At 38.7% G+C, this 21,066-nt stretch carries 12 protein-coding genes; 7 read left to right on the plus strand and 5 right to left on the minus strand.

Annotated elements, in window-relative coordinates; all coding sequences use genetic code 11:
- Nucleotides 1-96 precede the first annotated feature (96 nt).
- The 3 genes from H6G75_RS12825 to H6G75_RS12835 all read right to left on the minus strand — a co-directional run bounded on the left by H6G75_RS12825 (nucleotide 97) and on the right by H6G75_RS12835 (nucleotide 4,465).
- On the minus strand, nucleotides 97-969 hold the full coding sequence (locus H6G75_RS12825; RefSeq protein WP_190980427.1) for a bile acid:sodium symporter family protein: 873 nt from the start codon (nucleotides 967-969) through the stop codon (nucleotides 97-99).
- A 129-nt stretch (nucleotides 970-1,098) separates the two neighbouring features.
- The gene (locus H6G75_RS12830; protein ID WP_190980429.1) at nucleotides 1,099-3,459 is read right to left on the minus strand and encodes an arylsulfatase; all 2,361 of its coding nucleotides are present in this window, start codon (nucleotides 3,457-3,459) and stop codon (nucleotides 1,099-1,101) included.
- Entirely contained in the window at nucleotides 3,449-4,465 is a 1,017-nt protein-coding gene (locus tag H6G75_RS12835) for a formylglycine-generating enzyme family protein (RefSeq protein ID WP_190980431.1), read from the minus strand. The genes H6G75_RS12830 and H6G75_RS12835 overlap by 11 nt, the downstream gene beginning before the upstream one ends.
- Nucleotides 4,466-5,312: 847 nt before the next feature.
- Here H6G75_RS12835 and H6G75_RS12840 point away from each other — a divergent pair.
- The 4 genes from H6G75_RS12840 to H6G75_RS12855 all read left to right on the plus strand — a co-directional run bounded on the left by H6G75_RS12840 (nucleotide 5,313) and on the right by H6G75_RS12855 (nucleotide 9,496).
- Nucleotides 5,313-5,579 carry a TIGR02450 family Trp-rich protein gene (locus H6G75_RS12840; protein ID WP_190872816.1) on the plus strand — a complete coding sequence of 89 codons (267 nt, stop codon included), beginning with the start codon at nucleotides 5,313-5,315 and terminating at the stop codon, nucleotides 5,577-5,579.
- Between the two features lie 664 nt (nucleotides 5,580-6,243).
- Nucleotides 6,244-7,110, plus strand: coding sequence for a ferredoxin:protochlorophyllide reductase (ATP-dependent) iron-sulfur ATP-binding protein (bchL, locus tag H6G75_RS12845; RefSeq protein ID WP_062295146.1), 867 nt, complete (start codon nucleotides 6,244-6,246; stop codon nucleotides 7,108-7,110).
- Between the two features lie 30 nt (nucleotides 7,111-7,140).
- Entirely contained in the window at nucleotides 7,141-7,914 is a 774-nt protein-coding gene (locus H6G75_RS12850; protein WP_190980433.1) for a DUF5331 domain-containing protein, read from the plus strand.
- Nucleotides 7,915-8,092: 178 nt separating this feature from the next.
- Nucleotides 8,093-9,496 (plus strand): ferredoxin:protochlorophyllide reductase (ATP-dependent) subunit N, encoded by a 1,404-nt coding sequence (locus H6G75_RS12855; RefSeq protein WP_190980435.1) that lies wholly within the window; start codon nucleotides 8,093-8,095, stop codon nucleotides 9,494-9,496.
- Between the two features lie 111 nt (nucleotides 9,497-9,607).
- Here H6G75_RS12855 and H6G75_RS12860 read toward each other — a convergent pair whose 3' ends face one another.
- Both H6G75_RS12860 and H6G75_RS12865 read right to left on the minus strand, forming a co-directional pair.
- Nucleotides 9,608-10,351, minus strand: a complete 744-nt coding sequence (locus H6G75_RS12860; RefSeq protein ID WP_242051522.1) for a hypothetical protein — start codon at nucleotides 10,349-10,351, stop codon at nucleotides 9,608-9,610.
- A gap of 237 nt (nucleotides 10,352-10,588) precedes the next feature.
- Entirely contained in the window at nucleotides 10,589-10,936 is a 348-nt protein-coding gene (locus tag H6G75_RS12865; RefSeq protein ID WP_242051523.1) for a hypothetical protein, read from the minus strand.
- Nucleotides 10,937-11,922: 986 nt separating this feature from the next.
- On the opposite strand from H6G75_RS12865, the gene H6G75_RS12870 reads away from it, so the two are divergent.
- The 3 genes from H6G75_RS12870 to H6G75_RS12880 all read left to right on the plus strand — a co-directional run bounded on the left by H6G75_RS12870 (nucleotide 11,923) and on the right by H6G75_RS12880 (nucleotide 21,010).
- Nucleotides 11,923-14,997: an amino acid adenylation domain-containing protein gene (locus tag H6G75_RS12870; protein WP_190980437.1), complete on the plus strand. Its 3,075-nt coding sequence runs from the start codon at nucleotides 11,923-11,925 to the stop codon at nucleotides 14,995-14,997.
- A 160-nt stretch (nucleotides 14,998-15,157) separates the two neighbouring features.
- The gene (locus tag H6G75_RS12875; protein WP_190980439.1) at nucleotides 15,158-20,548 is read left to right on the plus strand and encodes an ATP-binding sensor histidine kinase; all 5,391 of its coding nucleotides are present in this window, start codon (nucleotides 15,158-15,160) and stop codon (nucleotides 20,546-20,548) included.
- Between the two features lie 204 nt (nucleotides 20,549-20,752).
- Entirely contained in the window at nucleotides 20,753-21,010 is a 258-nt protein-coding gene (locus H6G75_RS12880) for a hypothetical protein (RefSeq protein ID WP_190980441.1), read from the plus strand.
- The last annotated feature ends 56 nt before the right edge of the window (nucleotides 21,011-21,066 follow it).

Raw genomic sequence — 21,066 nt, forward strand, 5'->3', positions numbered from 1 at the left:
GTGTAGGGTTATAGGGGTGTATGTATCTAAAACCATTTCATCCCTATACCCAACCTCCGCAAACAATCTTGGTGCGTCAGTCCTGTCCTAATCAAATCAAACCTTTACCTGTTTGATTTCTGCATTTGTTACTTGGTCTATTTCGATAAACTTTGGCCCAACAATCAGAACTATCACCATCATTAATAAACTCGTCACCATAATAATGCTTACTACGTTAGGGTCTTCAAAATTACTCGTACCCACTAATAATGCTGCGGCAAAATTACGTTGGGCTGTGCCAACTCCCAGAACTCGTTGGGTATCAATACCAGGCCCACCTAAAAGATAACCGACGCTAAAGGAGAAAATAATAAATACAGCACAAACAAAAATTGCACCTGTTTTTAATAAACTAATAATATCGTTGGTATGAATAAAAAGTCTGACTACTAGACCTAAAAGTAATCCAGCACTAGATAATTTGAAAAAAATTGGCTGGATAATGGGAGCGATCGCACTAAATTTAGCTTTGATAAATAATCCAATTACTAATGGGCTAACCATCAGCAGTAATAAGGGTTTACCAATATCCCAAGAGTTAATTTCTACACCTTGCACCACTAATGGCAGTACTATCGGCATATAGAAAATAGTGCCAAGCATGAGCAACATCATTAATCCTACAGAAAAGGCGATATTGCCCTTAACTATTTGAGCCAGTTTCGGCAAAGCTGGCGGCCCTGATGCCACAGCCATAACCAGTAAACCATCTTTTATCGGTTCACTTAGAGGTACTACTTGTACTAGCAAATAGATAAAAAGTGGCACCAAGATAAAATTTGTCAGTAGAGATGAAACCACGAGCCGAGGACTGCGAAGAGGTTCCCAAATCTGTTGTATGGTTAAACTCAAACCCGCACCCAACATAGTGCAAACAATAAATGTGAAAAGTGCAATTTTGTCAGTTAATACTAATAGTTCATTCATGACTTATGAGGATTATGGAGTATTAGGCATTAGGAATAAGGTATGAAGCAGAGATAGGTATGGGGTGCTGTTCTGGCAAAGGTTTTTACTTCCTACTCCCTACTCCCCATTCCCTACTCCCACTTTCTATTACTTCAACTCCAAACTGACTTGTTGTAAGTTACCAGTAAAAGCAAAGGGTATTTGGTAACTATCCACAACTGGAGTACCTGTATCTCTGCCAATATCAAAGGTTTCGTCTAGGGCTAAACGGTAAGCGATAGTTTTCTCTATGCGTCCTTCGGCTACCTGTTGGTCATTGATGAAGAGTTTGCCGATGCCACCTGCACCTACACCACCGTCATAATCAAAGTTGAATCGGAGTGTAGATTTACCAGGGGGCAACTTTTCTGGGGCTTGGATGATGTAACGGGCAGTATTGGCGTAGTTGTAAATATATGTGGGCTTACCATCTTCTAGGAAGAAACTCCAACCAGCAAAGCGTCCACCTTGGGTTAAAAGGACACCTTCAGCACCATTTTCAGGAATTTCTACGTTAGCTGTGATGTTGAAAGAGCGATTTTTAAGATTGGGGGCGCTACCTTCGGGAATGCCCACTGTACCAGGATAGTAGGTGAAAGTGGTGCGTCCTTTGGTGAGGCTGGGGCGAATTTTCACATCAAATCTTTCGGCGATGCGATCGTCTAATGGTAAGACTTGATGTTTGCGCGCTTCTTTTAAAAACAACTTTTGCAGTTTTTCTAGCTTTTCTGGCTTTTGCTCGGCTAGATTATTTGCTTCGCTGAAATCTTCTGCAATGTTGTACAGTTCCCATTCATCTGTCTCAAAGCTGCCTTTTACCGTCCGTTCCCAAGGTAAGCGACCGTGACGCGCTGCTGCTACCCAACCTTCGTGGTAAATGGCTCGGTTGCCCAACATCTCGAAATACTGAGTTTCCCGATGAGAAGGCGCATCAGCTTGGTTAAAGGTGTAGGCAAGACTAGTACCTTCGATCACTTGTTGTTTGACACCATTAACTTCTTTGGGGACAGCAATTCCGGCTACTTCTAAAATGGTGGGGGTAATATCAATTACATGATGGAATTGACTGCGAATACTACCTTGGTCTTTGATGTTGTCGCCCCAAGAAATTACCAAGGGGTTACGAGTACCGCCAAAGTGAGAGGCTATTTGCTTTGTCCATTGGAAGGGCGTGTTGACTGCCCAAGCCCAAGCCGCCGGAAAATGGTTGAAGGTTTTAGGGCTACCCAAGTCATTATATGCAGCTAAGAGTTGTTGGAGATTTTCGGGTACGCCGTTGAAAACTTGCAGTTCGTTGACGCTACCTGTCAAACCACCTTCGGCACTCGCACCGTTATCTCCAACGACATAAATAACTAAGGTGTTATCTAGTTCACCAAGTTGGTCAACAGCATTAATTAACCTGCCGACTTCATAATCTGTGTGGGCTAAAAATCCAGCAAATACTTCAGCCATGTGTGCATAGAGTTTTTGCTGTTCGGCGGAGAGGGAATCCCACGCGGGCAGTTCTTGGGGGCGGGTTGTAAGTTGGGCGTTGGCTGGAATTACACCCTGTTGTTTTTGACGGGCAAAGGTTTCTTGGCGTAATTTATCCCAGCCTTGGTCAAATTTGCCTTTGTATTTATCAATCCATTCTTTGGGGGCGTGGTGGGGTGCGTGGGTGGCTCCGGTGGCGAGATAGGCGAAAAAGGGTTTTTCTGGGGCGATCGCTTGTTGGTTGTGAATCCAGGCGATCGCATGGTCTACTAAGTCAGGTGTCAGGTGATAATCTGGCTTATTAGGCTTATCTACACGTTTAGTATTTTCCACCAAAGCCGGACTCCATTGGTTAGTATCACCACCAAGAAAGCCGTAAAAATACTCAAACCCTAACCCTGTAGGCCAGCGATCAAAAGGCCCGGCGGCACTAGTTTCAAAGTCTGGTGTATTGTGCCATTTACCAAAAGCTGCTGTGTTGTAGCCATTTTGTCGCAGGATTTCGGCAACGGTGGCGGCACTTTTAGGCAGAATTGTGGTGTAGCCAGGATAACCTGTTGCTAATTCTTCTACTACCCCTGTATTGACTGAATGGTGATTGCGTCCAGTTAACAAAGCTGCCCTGGTAGGCGAACACAAAGCTGTGGTGTGAAATTGGTTGTAGCGTAATCCTCTTTCAGCGAGACGAGTTAGGTTAGGAGTCTCCACCGGGCCGCCAAAGGTGCTGGCTTGTCCAAAGCCCACATCATCTAGAATCACTAGCAAAACGTTGGGGGCTTTAGCTGGGGCGGTGATGGGTTGGGGAAAGTCGGGTTGTGATTCTTTATAGGTGATGCCAATTTTACCTTTGAACTCTGGGAAGGGAACAGGTAAAACTTCGGATGTAGCTGCTAAGGCTGGGCTATTGACCATCAACAAAGTGATGAGCAAAGATAAAGCGATCGCCTTTGCTATTTCTCTTAACAATTCCCAATGCTTGGATTTAAACTTCATTCTGCATCCTTTCTGTAGTCAAATTCATTACTAAGCGAAACCCAATATGAGTTGTTCCCGTATCGGGTGCTTGAGATTCTCGCGCCGCCGGACGGAAGCGGCTGCAATAGTTAGGCGCACACAAATAAGACCCACCTTTGATGACGTGTAGAGCAATTTCTGTGGGTTTATTCGGGTCAAAGCTTGCTTCTGGGCCTGTGGGATTGAGACTGTGGGTTTTGTGGTTGTGTCCCGGTTGAAACCAATCACTCGTCCATTCCCAAACATTACCTGTCATGTCATACAGACCATAACCGTTAGGCGAAAAGGAACCAACGGGTGCAATACCGACATAACCATCTTTTTTAGTATTAAAAAAGGGAAAAACGCCTTGCCAGGTGTTAGCTTTTTTCGCGGAATACTGGTCGCCCCAAGTATAAGTTGCATTATCTAAACCACCACGAGCCGCATATTCCCATTGCGCTTCTGTCGGGAGTGATTTACCTGCCCATTGGGCATAGGCTAAGGCATCTGCGTAGGCAATATGCACGACTGGATAGTTATCTTGATTTGCAATCGCACTTTCCGCGCCAAAGGGATGTTGCCAATTCGCCCCAGTCTGCCAATGCCACCAACTTAAATACTTTGCGCCTGGTTGGGCTATTTCAAACACCAGAGAACCTGGTAATCTCTGTTCATCTGGCAAGTCAGGAAACTGTTCTTTGGGTAAAGGACGCTCGGCAATAGTGACATATCCTGTTGCTTTGACGAAAGCAGCAAATTGGGCGTTAGTTACTTCATATTTATCAATGCAAAAGGAACTAACTTTGACTTCTTGTGCCGAGAGTTCTTCTAGATAGCCTGAATTATCAGATCCCATCGTGAATGTGCCACCGGGAATCATCACCATTTCTGCTGGACAGGGATTGGTACTAGCGGCAAAGGCTGGAGGCGTGAGCAGTGAGAGTGCGATCGCTACTACCGTAATTAACCACAACCCTAAAAAACTTTTCCTTGACTTAAACATTCTGAAAACTATGGCTTCGGCTCGGCAGTAATCACTAAATTGTACTTTTCATTAAAAACATCCAAAGTAATTCAAAATAGTATTTACTGCTCAAAAACAAATCAAAATTAAAAGCAAGTTTTATACAAACTTATACTGCATAAAGCTTATGCAGATTAATAACAATATTAATAATTGCTAAAAACCGAACTTTTAATAAAAAGCTAAGTAGGTCGGTTCTAAATAAAATTAACTAGTTAAATTCGTCATTTGCTCTAACCTGTGAATTCGCCTTTAGGCATTTTCATTTGACTAGCCGCTAACACGTCCATATCATTTGTCAGGATTTAAGACATATTGACGCTGTGTTACCTAGTTCTGTTTATTTTTACCGACTTACTTAAATTTAAATATTGGTCTCATCTGCTTAAACTACTGCATACCTATCGGTATGTCGTATTTAAGTACAATAATGAAACTACAGCTTAAACAAAAATAAGTCAATAACCTTGTTAATTCTCAATTGAGAGGGACTTATACCAATTCACGAAATTACTGATACAAATCACTTTCTCTGCAACTCGTCTTCCGGTCGCCGAGCGTTCGCGCAGCGTCTCCGTCAGGAGAAGTCGAGGCGATGCTTTCATATCTGTATCATTTTTAAAGTGAAATGGTATTACGCAGTGAAATCAAAAACCAAGGGTTTTGAGAAGGCGGTAGGAGTTTCGTCGTGAGCGTCAGCCGAACAGTGTACTTATTCACAACCCTCATACCCAATCTTCATAGACCAACTTTGTGGGTAAATCCTGAATTGTGTAGAGAAGGAAATACAGCATAATTTTAACTATTGACCCTTGACCATTGACCAATGAGCAAAAAGCAAAAATTTCCCTACTTGGTAGGCTCTAAGTGGACAGCACAGAAAAAAGTAGACGGTTGGAGACACTTTCAAGTCGCTAACCGCAAAAATCAAGGTAAGTGGGTTTATGCCGAAATGGTTGCATCCTGTGACCCCAATGTTCGTTTCTGGATTAACGCCAAACTGTTACAAGACCGTTCTCAGTGGCTGGCTGGCTGGCAATCATTACAAGAAATGGAAGCAATTTATAGCGGGTCTAATTTTATTGAGGGGTAAGGGGCTAGGGCTTAGATCAATGACCACCTGCGCGGGTTCTCAATCATTGATTTTGTGTTAGTCCGCCTATGCGGACTTAGTTTTTATAGCTGCGAATTCCATTCGTTAATACTGAGTATAAATACTCAAATTGCCAAAATTTTTAGTCAAAAGCCTTAATTTTATAATTTTTCACAAATGCAGTATCGAGCATTAAAAAGTAGCCTTGAGATAGTCTACTGATTAGCTAAACAAGGCTAATTTGCGCTCTAAAAAACTGGTATTGCTACTCATCCTATGGAGTTGGGAATTTTTCTCTTCACTGCCAACCCTGCACCCATCTTGATTAGGCATTAAAAGGATCAGATTCAATAAAAACCTTATAGCAAGGGAGTTTGAATATTTTTGTCTATTGTAACTATTTTTATATAAATAAATAAACAAAATATATAAAAAACAATTTTTTAGAATTAATAAAGATTTTTTAGATATTTTTAAATCAAAATTAAATTATTATTATCCAATAAACTTTTTTACTTCATTTTTTAGATTTATGCCCCCTTTATTTTCTATGTAATTTCGTCAATAATGACACTCAACTACCTCACACATTGCCATCGGCGGCTAGGTGAAGGCCAATGTTTGAGCCAAAAGTTTGACAAAAAACTATAAGAGGCAAATAACAGTGAAACTAGCAGTCTACGGAAAAGGCGGTATTGGCAAGTCAACAACTAGCTGTAACATATCTGTCGCTTTAGCCAAACGGGGCAAAAAAGTGCTGCAAATTGGTTGCGACCCGAAACACGACAGCACCTTTACCCTGACTGGATTTTTGATTCCGACAATTATCGATACTCTCCAGTCCAAAGATTATCACTACGAAGATGTTTGGCCAGAAGATGTCATTTATAAAGGCTATGGCGGTGTTGACTGCGTAGAAGCTGGCGGCCCTCCTGCGGGTGCAGGGTGTGGTGGCTATGTAGTTGGCGAGACCGTAAAATTACTGAAAGAACTCAACGCCTTTGATGAATACGATGTAATTTTATTTGATGTACTGGGTGACGTAGTTTGTGGTGGCTTTGCGGCTCCTTTAAACTATGCAGATTATTGCATGATCGTTACTGATAATGGCTTTGATGCTTTATTTGCAGCAAATCGAATTGCCGCTTCCGTCAGAGAAAAAGCCCGGACTCACCCATTGCGTTTAGCTGGTCTCATTGGCAATCGCACATCCAAGCGTGACTTGATCAATAAATATGTAGAATCAGTCCCCATGCCAGTTTTAGAGGTTTTACCCTTAATTGAAGATATTCGCGTTTCTCGCGTCAAAGGTAAGACATTATTTGAAATGGCAGAGTCAGATCCTTCCCTGAACTACGTTTGCGACTATTACCTCAACATTGCTGACCAAATTTTGGCCAGACCAGAGGGAGTAGTGCCGAACGACGCTCCCGATCGCGAATTGTTCTCTTTGTTGTCTGATTTTTATCTAAATCCGCGTAAACCACAGGTTCCTAATTCAGAAGAGGAATTAGACTTGATGATTGTATAAATCACCAAGTTCTCAGGATGAGGGACAAATATGGCTTTCTTTAGTAGCTTTACAGATTCAATTAGACAAAAGTGGTTGCAGTTCTTCCAGGTTAACCGTGACTGGATTACCTTGCACATGGAAGTCGAGTCAGTGTATACCCCCGATGGCGGCAAGCGACCACCTTCTTACCTCATCCTGGGAGTTGTGAACGCGCTAGAACCAAAACTAGCGCAGTTGATGATGCCCTTTTCCAAACTGAATGCTGATGCTGACACCTTAATTGAAGTGTTGGAATTGCATTTTGACCCAGATATTGTCCTTGGTAATCGCTTGAGTAATCCTTTAGTCGAACCAGAGACAACCCAAGAAGAGTCAACAATTGTGCTGCCAGATGACAATGTTGATGATGAAACCTTAGCAATTTCTCACCTCAACGGTTTTGGTTTAGATGCTAGTGAAGTAAACGACAAGGAAACCAACCAAGAATTAAATGATGTTTCCTTGTCTAATGAACAGAACGGTAAACATGAGCCTCAAGCTGCGATACCTTTGGCAACGTCTTCGGCGATCGCACCTGAGACTGATGATTTTGGCGATGTGTCCTTTCAGAGTGACACCACATCAGGAACCAAACTAGATGAAGAAATTCTCGGTGACTTAAACACACCAGATGAAAACGCTTTTAATGATGTTTTGTCTGATGTTTGGGGTGATGAAACCGGATTGCAAAAGGGTGAAGAAAATAATGATTTTCTAGGGGAAGAATTACCAACTGGTGTTTTTGATGACTCAGAAATTGCCCGTCTCTTCCCCAACAGTTAATAGTTACTGTTTCAGTTGAATTTAGGGATTGCTCACTGTGCTGTACAGAGTAGGGAGTAGGGAGTAAGCAGTAGAGAGTAGGGTATGATCATCCTCTCACTACTTATTCACTCCCCAACTCTTCCTATTGCTGACCCTACATTCATCTGCCTTTAAATTACAAGGGGAGAAAACCAAAATGACTGTCGCTCAACAACCAGAAGCTTTAAACTTTGAGTGCGAAACTGGGAATTACCACACCTTCTGTCCGATTAGCTGCGTGGCGTGGTTGTACCAAAAGATTGAAGATAGCTTCTTCTTGGTGATTGGGACAAAAACCTGTGGCTATTTTCTCCAAAATGCAATGGGGGTGATGATTTTTGCTGAACCCCGTTATGCAATGGCAGAGTTAGAAGAAGGTGATATTTCAGCACAGTTAAATGACTATGCAGAATTAAAGCGGTTGTGTGAGCAAATAAAACGCGATCGCAACCCCAGTGTAATTGTCTGGATTGGCACTTGCACCACAGAAATTATCAAAATGGACTTGGAAGGTTTAGCACCCAAGTTAGAAAGCGAAATAGGCATTCCTATTGTTGTTGCCCGTGCCAACGGTTTAGATTACGCTTTTACCCAAGGTGAAGACACTGTTTTAGCCGCAATGGCACATCGCTGTCCTAGCCAAGCGCCCGTAACCGAAAATGAAAAAAACGAGCGCAACGCCATTCAAAAACTACTCCACTTTGGTAAGAAAAAAGAAGATGTAGTTCAAGAAGAATCAGAATATGTAGATCATCCACCTCTAGTTCTTTTCGGCTCCCTCCCTGATCCTGTAGTCACACAGCTAACCCTAGAATTAAAGAAACAAGGCATCAAAGTTTCTGGCTGGCTACCAGCTAAACGCTTCACAGAACTACCCGTGCTAGAAGAAGGATATTACGTTGCAGGTGTTAACCCCTTCCTCAGCCGCACAGCTACCACCTTAATGCGTCGCCGCAAATGCAAATTAATTGGCGCACCCTTCCCCATCGGCCCTGATGGAACTCGCGCCTGGATAGAGAAAATTTGCTCGGTTTTTAACATCACACCCAAAGGTTTAGAAGAACGAGAAGCACAAATCTGGGCAGGCTTAGAAGACTACGTAAAACTAATTCGTGGCAAATCTGTATTCTTCATGGGTGATAACCTGCTAGAAGTCTCCTTAGCGCGGTTCCTGGTACGTTGTGGAATGACAGTCCATGAAGTTGGCATTCCTTACATGGATAAGCGTTACCAAGCAGCCGAATTGGCAATGTTAGAAAAAGCTTGTCAAGAAATGGGTGTACCTTTACCCAAGATTGTCGAGAAACCAGATAATTACAACCAAGTGCAACGCATTTATGATTTAAAACCCGACTTAGTAATTACTGGAATGGCTCACGCTAACCCATTAGAAGCACGCGGCATTAATACCAAATGGTCAGTAGAGTTTACCTTTGCTCAAATTCATGGTTTTAGCAATGCCCGTGACATTTTAGAATTGGTAACTCGCCCACTGCGTCGCAATAATAATTTGAAAGATTTGGGTTGGGATAAATTGGTGAGAGAAGAAGCCAAAATTTAAGAATTGCTTTGTGAATAAGTTAATACAACTATGATTTTTAAGGCGAACCTTGTTTAGTTCGCCTTTTTTATTTTTATTCGCGCCAAGATGCAAAAGACACGAAGGAAAATTTTAACTATACATTTGTAGCTCTAAAGGTGTAGATGGAATAATGTACATGAATGCTGCATCATCAGGTTTTGTTTCTGTTGATGGTGTTAGTTTCAGCCATTCGTGAAAGCTAATTCCTAGTTGAGATATTGCTTGCACTTCTGTTTGATATGCTTCAAATCGGCGATTGGTTTCAATCATTGATTCAATTAACTCAAATATTTTAGGAAGGCGTTTATCCGCTTCTTTTTTCAAATCTTCATGGCTTGGCCCAAACCATCCTCCTTGAACTTCATCCCGAATTAAAATTGCTGGTGGTAGTGATTCAACCCATTCATGAGGAGATATTGCTATTTTAAATAAATTTTCGCGTAAAATCTCAAATACGTCATTTTCATCTAAATCTGGATGAAACCATTGATAAATGCGCGTCATTTTTCGTAAAGAAATGGTATCTTTAAACTGCGGTTGTAAATATACTGCATGGTTTGAAGTACTGAGAATTTCGATGTATTTTCCTGTGCGATCGCGGATCAGTTTTGCTCCTTCTTGAAAACGACGCATTGCTGTGCTGTGTTCTTCTAATTCTAAATAGCAACGTACTTCAGCTATATAGGCTAGTGATAAAGTCAAAAGATACTCATCTGTAATTTGGCTTTGTTGCTCAATTTCGATATCAGTTAATTCAGTGTAAATGTGTTCTGCTTCTAAAAATCTATTAATAGCCTGTAAAGCACTACTTCTACGATTTTCAGTTTTCATCATTGTAAAGGCATTAATAGCTAATTCAATTGCAGCACGAAAATTGGCGTAGAAACTGATATCAACTTTATGGTTAATCTTGTGGCTCTCCTAGACTAGCTATAACAAATTAATACTTGATATCTGGTTAAATCCTTACATAGTCTGGGATTTAAAAGAGATAAAGTAAATTTTTATTAAATCTTTGATTCTATTTTAGGCAAACCTTGTTATATCAATTGTTTTAGCCATTTTTTAGTGTTAATTTATCAACCCAAGTCTGGGAGAGCCAATCTTGTTTAATAATTCTTGAGCTTTTTGCAATCTTCGTTCTAATTCTTTTAGGCGCTGTGCTATTACAGCAAAGCCCATCACTGAAACACCAAGATTTAATATACTAGCAGCAGTTGTTATGTTTAATATTCCTTGAAATACTTCTAGGCTTTGATTTACTTGAGCAGGCTGTTCGCTTATCTCTCTTAACCAAGCAACAACCTGTTTAGTGCCTACTTCCCGAATTACACCACCAACTCTTTCCAATGTTCCATTTGCTAAACCTTTAACAACCCAATCAGCAAGCATAAAGGTTACTGTAACTGGTAGACTCACACTTTTCTCCTCATTCTTGATCTTCACAATCTCTCTTCAATTAAGTATTCCCAGTTACCCCTACTAAAATTGATGACTATCCTCTGCGAATAAGTATAAGCAAATTGCTGGAGCTATATAGCTTCAGGAAAAAGCCCAGCCTATGGTTTCCCTACTTCAGTCAAGTGGCGTTTGTAGGTGTTCAAAACCCTTATACCCCTTATTTACAGATAACCCTAGCGCGTAATTTACGTCATTAAAAAGTTAAATTTTTAATACGTATTAGCAACATGGTTATATTTTTAACATACTTAAGTAAGGATACATAAGAGTTTAAAATTACAATATTTGTTTGCTGATAAATTGTTTAGCCAAAATAAATTACTCATTAAAGATTGATTCAAACCTTTGTTTAGCAAGCAATAGATATCAAAGTAATTATTTATCAACTACTTAAATATCTTTGCATAAGTACTTAAAATAGTTACTTTATAAACTTAAAGATTTGAATTACCATCTAGATATTTAATACCAGCTATGTCAAGATAAGTTTCTAGCTTCATACTCTCATCCTCAGAACTTTAGATGATAATTTCACCGACTAGATTACAAAAAACTTACATTAACTTGCTGAACAAATATCTAAATCTAGAGTTACTAATTTTAAAATGAATCGTGATTAATACAGGGTTTCTATCAATTATCAAACCTACATCTTTAAAAGATGAACTGCTTTTTAATAAAAAAGCTTGCTGAAGAATATTTTGATATATAAGTAGATTCCTTTGTACCTTATGGCTCTAAGTATGCAGTTAATTAATGTAAAAACTTATATTCACACTTAATGTTGGAATGTTCTAACATCTCCAATTAAAAATAAAAAACAGATATTCTAATATCTTGGCTCCCAAAACATCCCAGAGAATACTTTGATTGTTACTGCTGTCACCATCATCTATCCATATTTAATTTCGCATCTTTTGAACCAAAACGTATCTGTAAATATAATGAATACCCAAAAATTTTCCACCCCTAAAACTGTTGTTTCTTTAATCGATTTCGTTTTTCAGAAATATCACGATGAGTTGGCTGTCATTGTAGAAGATCAGCAGTTTACTTACGGTGAATTGCAGCGGCGAACAGAACAGTTATCTCAATATTTAACTGCACAAGGTTGGCTACAACCAAACAGTTTAGTGGGACTCTGTATTGAACCTTCTTTTGAAATGATCGTTGCAATCTGTGCCATTTTAAAAGCAGGTGCAGCGTTTGTACCGCTTGATCCTGATTTACCTCGTCAGCGACTCAGCTATATGATTGCTGATGCTAAATTAACTACAATTCTGACACAGCAAAAATTCGCTTTTGACCTTGAGCCAGCCATGCGGCAGAGTGGTTTGGATGGACAAATGTGTTTTTTAGACACTCCTACTGTCTGGCAACCTTTAACTACATCCTTGGCGTTATCACCCGTAGAGCCAGAGCAATTAGCATATATAATTTATACATCTGGCTCTACAGGTATACCTAAAGGCGTAATGTTGACCCATCAAGGTTTGCTTAATCTTACAGAAGCTAGTTGTAGCACTTTTAATATCATACCGGGCTTACGCTTACTTCAATTTGCTTCTATCAGTTTTGATGCCGCAGTTTGGGAAATTTTCACAGCATTATGTGGTGGAGCAACTTTGGTATTAGGAGCAAGAGAGCAAATGCTTCCTGGACAACTCTTGGCCAACTTCATCACAAAACATCAGGTGCATTGGGTGATGCTATCTCCTTCTGTACTTGCAACACTCACACCTTTCCGCAATCACTTAACTGATTTACGTATGGTTGTGGTAGGTGGCGAAGTTTGTCCTGTCTCACTGGCTCAAGCTTGGGTATCACCCCAAACTCGCTTTTTCAATGCTTATGGCCCAACAGAAATCACTGTTTGCTGCACAATGTACGAGTTTCAGCAACAGGATATTAATTTGCCTATTGGTTATGCACTGCCAAATGTAGAGCTATATGTTCTTGATGAAGAGCTTCAACTTTGTCAGCCTGGTGAAAAAGGTGAGCTATATGTAGGCGGTATGGGAGTAGCCAAAGGCTATCTAGATAAACCGGAAATTACCAGTTCTCGTTTTCTAGATAATCCATTTGGTGTTGGCAAAATTTATAAAACGGGTGATGTTGTTTATGAAGATGCCGATCATCCAGGATTAGTACACTATGCAGGTAGGTCTGATCATCAGGTAAAAATTCGGGGTAAGCGCATAGAAATAGAAGCTATTGAGATGATACTGGCTCAACATCCAGGAGTACAGACGAACGCAGTTAAAGCAATTAAAACTACACGTATAGACAGTAGTGATGTACCAGAAAATTACGGTATATCAATGCTGGTTGCATACGTCGTTCCGAAAGCTGGGCAGTTTTTGACAGAAAAGCACTTACAACGCTTTGCAGCCGAGCAACTACCAGATTATATGGTGCCAACACGTTTTGTGTTTATGGACGAATTGCCTTTGCTACCTAATCGCAGCAAAGTAGACCGAAATGCTTTACCAGAATTGCCTCCAACACCATCTTTTGTCACCGATACGATGGATAACTCCATCAAAATTGCGGTAGTGTTTGACGAAGCTTTAGAGTTACCAACTGGAACTTGTAAACCTCACTCTAATTTCTTTGAGATGGGTGGTAGTTCCCTGTGCATAGCTCATGTTTTATATGGACTGGAACGGGATTTTGGTGTGACTATTCCTTCTCGGTTAATTTATGAATATCCCACACCATCGGATGTAGCAAGATTATTAGAGCAATTTAAACTCAAAAGTGAAAGTGTCGCTCATGATAGACACATTGATTTAAAGGCAGAAGCTGTACTTTCACCAAATTTGAATACATCAATTTGGAAACAACCACCACAAGCTAAATATGACTGTGCATTAATTACAGGTGCAACGGGTTTTCTAGGCGCACACTTGCTGGATGAACTGTTGACAAGAGGTAGCTATAGAAAAATCTATTGCTTGATTAGAGCAGAAAACCAAGCGATTGCGATTGAAAGACTACGTACAACCTTCATACAGTATCAGTTACCAACGGCGAAACTTGAACAGGTAAATGTTCTTAATGGCGATCTCGAACAACCACAGTTGCAACTATCAACACAATTATTTGATCAACTGGGTGACGAAGTTGATCAAATTTACCATGTAGCTGCTGATACTAATTACATCAAACCTTACTCATTGATCAAAAAGCCCAATGTTGATGGAACTGCAAATATCCTGACTTTAGCAGCACATCGTCGGCATAAAACTCTGCATTACTTATCTACTTTGGCTGTTTATGGCTCAATCACTTCATTACTAGGTATAAATGATGTCGTAGAAGACCTTGACATTGACCTATGTGAAGGAATTATGTCTGTAGAGTATGGATATGTAAGGTCAAAGTGGGTTGCCGAAAGAATGTTACATTCAGCCAGAGAACAAGGATTAGCCGTTTCTATTTATCGTCCAGGTTTTATTTCTGGACACAGACAAACCAAAATCGCTAACCTGAATGATATGTTTTACCGCTTTGTGAGTGGTTGTATTCAGATGGGTATGTATCCAGAGTTTCCTGAAAAACGTTGGGTTCCAACACCTGTGGACTATGTGGCTGAAGCGATCGCTCATCTTTCACTGGATGCAACATATACTGGTGGCCAGTACAATATCCTTGTCCCTAAAGAAAAAGAATTAAGTCATTTAGAAATATTTGAATACATTGAGGAGTTGGGCTATCCTCTACAAAAGATTTCGCCAAAAAATTGGTTGAATGCACTTTCTACTCTGCCAACTACGAATCCTTTACATCCCTTAATTTCGTTTTTCCAAGAGAAAGTTTATCAAGACCGTAGCACTATTTTAGAAGTACACCATCGTACTCCCAACTTCCTGACAGAAAATGTCCTTCAAGCTATCGAGGGTACTAATATTGAATGTCCAGCAATAGACAAAAATCTGATTAGACAATACTTACCCAACTTTGATAGACATTTCTTAACCAGACAATTCCAAAATCCAGCCGCACTCAATTATTAGTAGTTAACCAGATTCCCAATTTTTATTTAAAATTGGGAATCTGATTCTTCTACTTCTACAAAATAATAGGCTGAATAGAGTATCAAAATTTTTAATTTGTAAATCATAGAAAATAGTTAAAAAGTTAACTATTTTTTGTTTATTCACAAAGGTAATAATTATGTTAGCAGTGGATTCAATATCAGGGTATGACTTAAACGAAATGCTCCATGAAGGAGATGATACCATTATTTATCGTGCTAGATCAGTATATGACCAACAACCGATTATTCTCAAGATACTAAAAGCTGATTATCCTTCCATAGATGCGATCGCTCGTTTGAGACATGAATATAAAATTACCGCTAACCTAGATTTAGCTGGTGTTGTCAAAGCTTTAAGACTAGAAACCCACAAAAATCGGCTGGCGATCGTATTTGAAGATATTAATGGCTACTCTTTAAAACAACTGCTAAATCACAGCAAACAAGACCTAAAGAGTTTTATGAGCATTGCCATTCAGTTAGCTAAAGCTCTAGTGTCTGTACATAGTTGCCATATTATTCATAAAGATATTAAACCTGCCAACATCATCATTAATCCAGAAACTGGTATTGTTAAACTTACTGATTTTAGTATTGCTTCACGTCTAGATAAAGAAATACCTCAACTAGCTAACCCCAATCAACTAGAAGGTACTTTGGTTTATATGTCTCCAGAACAAACAGGGAGAATGAACCGTAACCTTGACTATCGCAGCGATTTTTACTCTCTTGGGGTGACTTTTTATGAAATACTTACTGAGCAACTACCTTTTCAAAGTAATGACCCTCTAGAATTGGTTTACTCTCATATTGCCAAAGAACCTATAGATATTGAAATATTAAACTCCGAAATTCCTAGTGCCATCTGTTCTCTAGTTAAGAAATTGATGGCAAAAAATGCTGAAGATCGCTATCAAACAGCTAAAGGATTGTTAGCAGACTTAGAAATCTGTCGGGAACAATTAGAAACAACAGGTAAAATCTCTAATTTTGTACCTGGTCGCTTAGATATTTTAAGCCAATTGCTAATTCCCCAAAAGCTTTATGGTAGAGAAACTCAAGTTAATTCACTGTTAGAAGCTTTTGAGCGTGTCAGCCAAGGTAAGCGTGAATTAGTATTAGTTTCTGGCTATTCCGGAATTGGAAAATCTTCAGTAGTTAATGAAGTCAATAAACCCATCACTCGTGCCAAAGGCTTTTTTATTAGTGGGAAATTTGACCAGTTTCAACGTAATGTTCCATACGCTTCATTTATTCAAGCTTTTAGTTCATTAATGCGGCAATTGCTAACAGAAGATGACCAAAAGTTTGAAACCTGGCGGCGGAAAATATTAGCAGCTGTGCAGTCCTATGGCAAAGTTATTACTGATGTGATTCCTGAAGTGGAATTAGTAATCGGCAAACAACCAGACGTAGTTACACTAAGTGCAGCAGAATCACAAAACCGCTTCAATCGTGTTTTTACAGATTTTATCCGCGTCTTTGCCACGAAAGATAACCCTTTAGTCATCTTTTTAGATGACTTACAATGGGCTGATTCAGCGACTCTCAAGTTAATAGAATTACTCATTACTGACCAAAAAACTAAATATTTATTGTTAATTGGTGCTTATCGTAATAATGAAGTTAGCATTACACACCCCTTAATTCAAACTATTGAACAAATTGGTAAAAAGCATAATATTGTGAACAATATTGTGTTACAAGATTTATCTGTTGACAATTATCATCAATTAGTTGCTGATACACTTCATAATAACTCATTAACAATCAAACCTCTAGTAGATTTACTCTACAATAAAACTGCGGGTAATCCATTCTTTTTAACGCAATTATTATTGGTATTACACCAAGAAAACTTATTTGAATTTGACTTTCATCTAGGTTCATGGCAGTGGGATATAGAGAAAATTCAAAGCATTGGTATTATTGATCAACGTATCGTAGAATTAATTGCTAACAGAATTAGAAGCCTGCCGATCGCCACACAAGAAATATTGAAACTGGCTGCTTGTATTGGTAATAGATTTTCCCTAGATATCCTTTCTATTGTTAGTGGTAACTCTCCAGCAAGTACTGCTAATGATCTGTACTCAGCATTGCAATGTGGATTAATTTTACCTTTGAGTGATGCGTATCGCATCCCCTTAGTTTTTGAACAGGAAGAATCTGCTAAACTAACTTTTGATTCTAAGCAAATTACTTATAAATTTTTACATGACCGTATACAACAAGCTGCTTATTCATTAATTCCTGAAAATCAAAAACAAGAAACACACTTACAAATAGGGCGTTTGTTACTAGAACAAACACCTGCTGAATTAATTTCCGAAAATGTTTTAGATATTGTTAATCAACTGAATGTTGGCTGGGACTTATTAAGTGAACAATCCGAAAAATATGAACTAGCCAAACTTAACCTGATTGCAGGCAAAAAAGCCAAAGCAGCTACTGCGTATGAGGCATCTGCGAAATATTTAAATATAGGTTTAAAACTTTTGGCAGCAGATAGTTGGCGAACTAACTACAAGCTTACATTAGATTTATACACAGAAACCACAGAGATAGAGTATTTAAATGGTAATTTTGAGCAGTCTAATTATTTAGGCAATACTGCCCTTAATCGCACCAACAATATTCTAGAAAAAGTGAAATTGTATGAAGTAAAAATGCTGGTTTATATGGCACAAAACCAGATGCCAGAAGTTCTCGATATTGGAGTAAAATCTCTCAAGGAATTAGGCGTAATCTTACCAAATAATCCTACACAATTACACGTTTTATCAGCATTATTTGAAACAAAAATAGCATTGGTAGGTAAACCAATAGAAAAGTTAGCTTTATTACCTGAGATGTCTGATCCTTATAAACTAGCCGCTATGCAAATACTATTGCAGATGGTGCCAGCTGCTAGTCAGGCAGGATCTTTTCTATTTCTGTTATCTGTATTGGCAATGGTGAGATTATCCATTAAATACGGACAATCGCCTGTTTCAGCTTATGGTTATGCAGCTTACGGCACTGTTTTAACTGATAAATTTAACCAATTTGAAACAGGCTATAAATTAGGTAAACTGGCAGTTAAATTGCTAGAAAATATGACTGGTAATTCTCTCAAAGCTACTGTTTACTTTGTACATAACGGTACCATTAGCTTTTATAAAGAGCCTCTTAAAGATACAATTCCACCACTTTTAGAAGGTATGCAGAGTGGAGTTGAATTAGGCAATATCGAAAATGCTGGTTATTGTGCTGTCATCGCAGGTTATCATGCTTTACTGTCTGGAGAAAATTTAGAATCAGTAGAACAGAAAATAGCTGGCTATGTTGATTTAATGCAGAAATTAAAGTTGGAATCGTTAGCAGCAGCTACCAGCCTTTTTAGGCAAGCAGCTTTAAATTTACGCTCCAAGTCATCGCAAAAAGCTGTATTAATTGGTGAAGCTTTTGATGAAATTACGATGGCATCGGAGTTATTAAAAAATTATTCCTTCAAAGGTTTTTATTATGGATGTAAAACTATAGTTTGTTATTTATTTAACGAATATCAATTAGCAGTAGAAAATGCCATCTTAGCAGAAAAAACTCATGCAGATAACGTAGGATTACTAATTTATACCGCTAATAATTTTTATTACTCCCTGGCTATGACAGCACTCTGTAATCAAGCTTTACCGACACAAAAGCAGCAGTATTTAAAACAAGTATCTGCTAATCAAAAGCAAATGAAAAAATGGGCGACTCAAGCACCATGTAACTTTCAGCATAAATATGAGCTAGTAGAAGCAGAAAGAGCCAGAGTATTAGGTCATTTCCAAGTAGCAACTGAATTGTATGATCGTGCTATTACAGGAGCAAAAAATAATGGTTATATTGCTGAGGAAGCTTTAGCAAATGAACTCGCAGCCAAATGTTATCTAGAGTTTGGTAAAGAAAAAATTGCCAAAATGTATATGACAGAAGCTTATTATGGTTATATTCATTGGGGTGCTGTAGCGAAAGTTCAATATTTAGATGATAACTATAATAATTTAATTATTCGTAGCATAAACCATAAACAATTAGAAATAGATGTGACTCGCACGATCGCCACAACAAAAATTAATTATACAAGCACAACAAGTAATAACGATGGTGTTTTAGATTTAGCTACAATATTGAAAGCTTCTCAAGCAATTAGTGGTGAAATAGTGCTTGATAAACTCCTAGAAAAACTTTTACAGATAATTCTGGAAAATGCTGCGGCTCAAAAGGGTTGCTTGATTTTACTGAAAGAGAATGAATTATTCATAGAAGCAATCAATGATATTGATAGTCAGTCAATTATTCTGCCATCAACTCCTATAAAATCAAGTGAAGATATCCCAGTTTCTCTAATTGAATACGTCGCTAGGAGTCAAGAAGTTTTAGTCATCAATGATGCTATTTCTGAGGCTAATTCTCAAGCTAATTCTTATATTCAAAAGTATAAACCAATTTCTATATTGTGTAACCCTATCTTTTATCAGGGTAAGTTTATTGGCATTTTGTACTTAGAAAATAGGCTAATTGCCAGTGCATTTACCAAAGAGAATATCAAAGTATTAAATTTAATTACCTCTCAAGCAGCAATTTCTTTAGAAAATTCTCGATTATATCAGCAGGCTCAAAACTATGCCAAACAATTAGAGTCTTCGCTGTCTGATCTGAAGGAAATGCAACTACAATTAGTTCAAAGTGAAAAAATGTCTACTTTAGGTAATTTAGTTTCTGGGATAGCTCATGAAATTAATAATCCTATTGGATTTATTATTGGCAATTTAAAACCTGCAAACGAGTATATACAAGACTTGTTAAAGGTAATTGACTTGTATGAAAAATACTATCCTCAACCAGCACCAGAAATTACTAAAACTCTGCGTGATGTAGATGTGGAATATGTGCGAGAAGATTTACCGAAATTAATTGCTTCTATGCAAGAGGGTGTTAACCGTATTTATGATGTCAGCTTAAGTTTGCGTACCTTCTCTAGAGGAGATACGCAAAAACCCAGTGTTTGTCATATTCATGAAATTCTCGACAGTACAGTTTTAATTCTCAAACACCGTCTGAAAGCTTCTCAAGCTCGTCCAGCAATTGAAGTTGTCAAAAATTATGATGATTTACCATCAGTGCGTTGTTTTCCCGGACAACTTAGTCAAGTGTTTATGAATTTGATAGCTAATGCTATCGATGCGTTGGATGAGTCAAATTTAGGACGTAAGATGGATGAGATTAAAGCTCATCCCAATCGCATTACACTTACTACCAAACTCAATGAAGATCATGATAGGGTAATAATTTCTATTCAAGATAATGGGATAGGGATACCTCCCGAAGTTCAACAGAAGATTTTTGATCATTTATTTACTACTAAACCAGTAGGTAAAGGAACCGGTTTGGGATTAGCGATCGCTCGTCAAATTATCATAGAAAAACACGGTGGAAGTATTCAGGTAAATTCTCAACCTGGTAAGGGAACAGAGTTTATTATCCAGTTACCGATATAAGCCTGAACCGCAAACAAGTTTTTTCGCCTCAAGTTTAGCATGAGTATATTCGTACTAATGAATGTGTCTTTCCTCACAAAATCCTCAACTTTCTCACGTAATATCTATAACCAAACTGATTTTGTCAGCTAATGAATGAGCATCAGCCAAATACAACTTTTCTAGAACAGTTCGACAAAAATCACAGTCTCATGGAAAGATGGTATGAAAGTTGAACGACCATTATCTCAGGAACCGACACCAGAAGAAGTGCGGGAACTGGAAAAATTGAAAACCATGATTGAACAGTATGTACAAGATGGTGAAATTACCCACCAAGAAATTCAAAATTTCTACTGTGCTATGTTCGCTCATGGAAAACCTAGTGCAGATCAAATTTACCGTTCACTAGAGTTGTATAGAAACATTGTTGAAGCAAAAATTAATAAACTTGAAGTTTGGTATGAGCCACCCAGTAATTAATCTGTCTGCATCAATGTGAATTTCATAGCCATTTCGTTACAGAATCACGAAGAACT

The organism is Nostoc sp. FACHB-280 (assembly GCF_014697615.1).
Lineage (GTDB): Bacteria > Cyanobacteriota > Cyanobacteriia > Cyanobacteriales > Nostocaceae > Nostoc_B.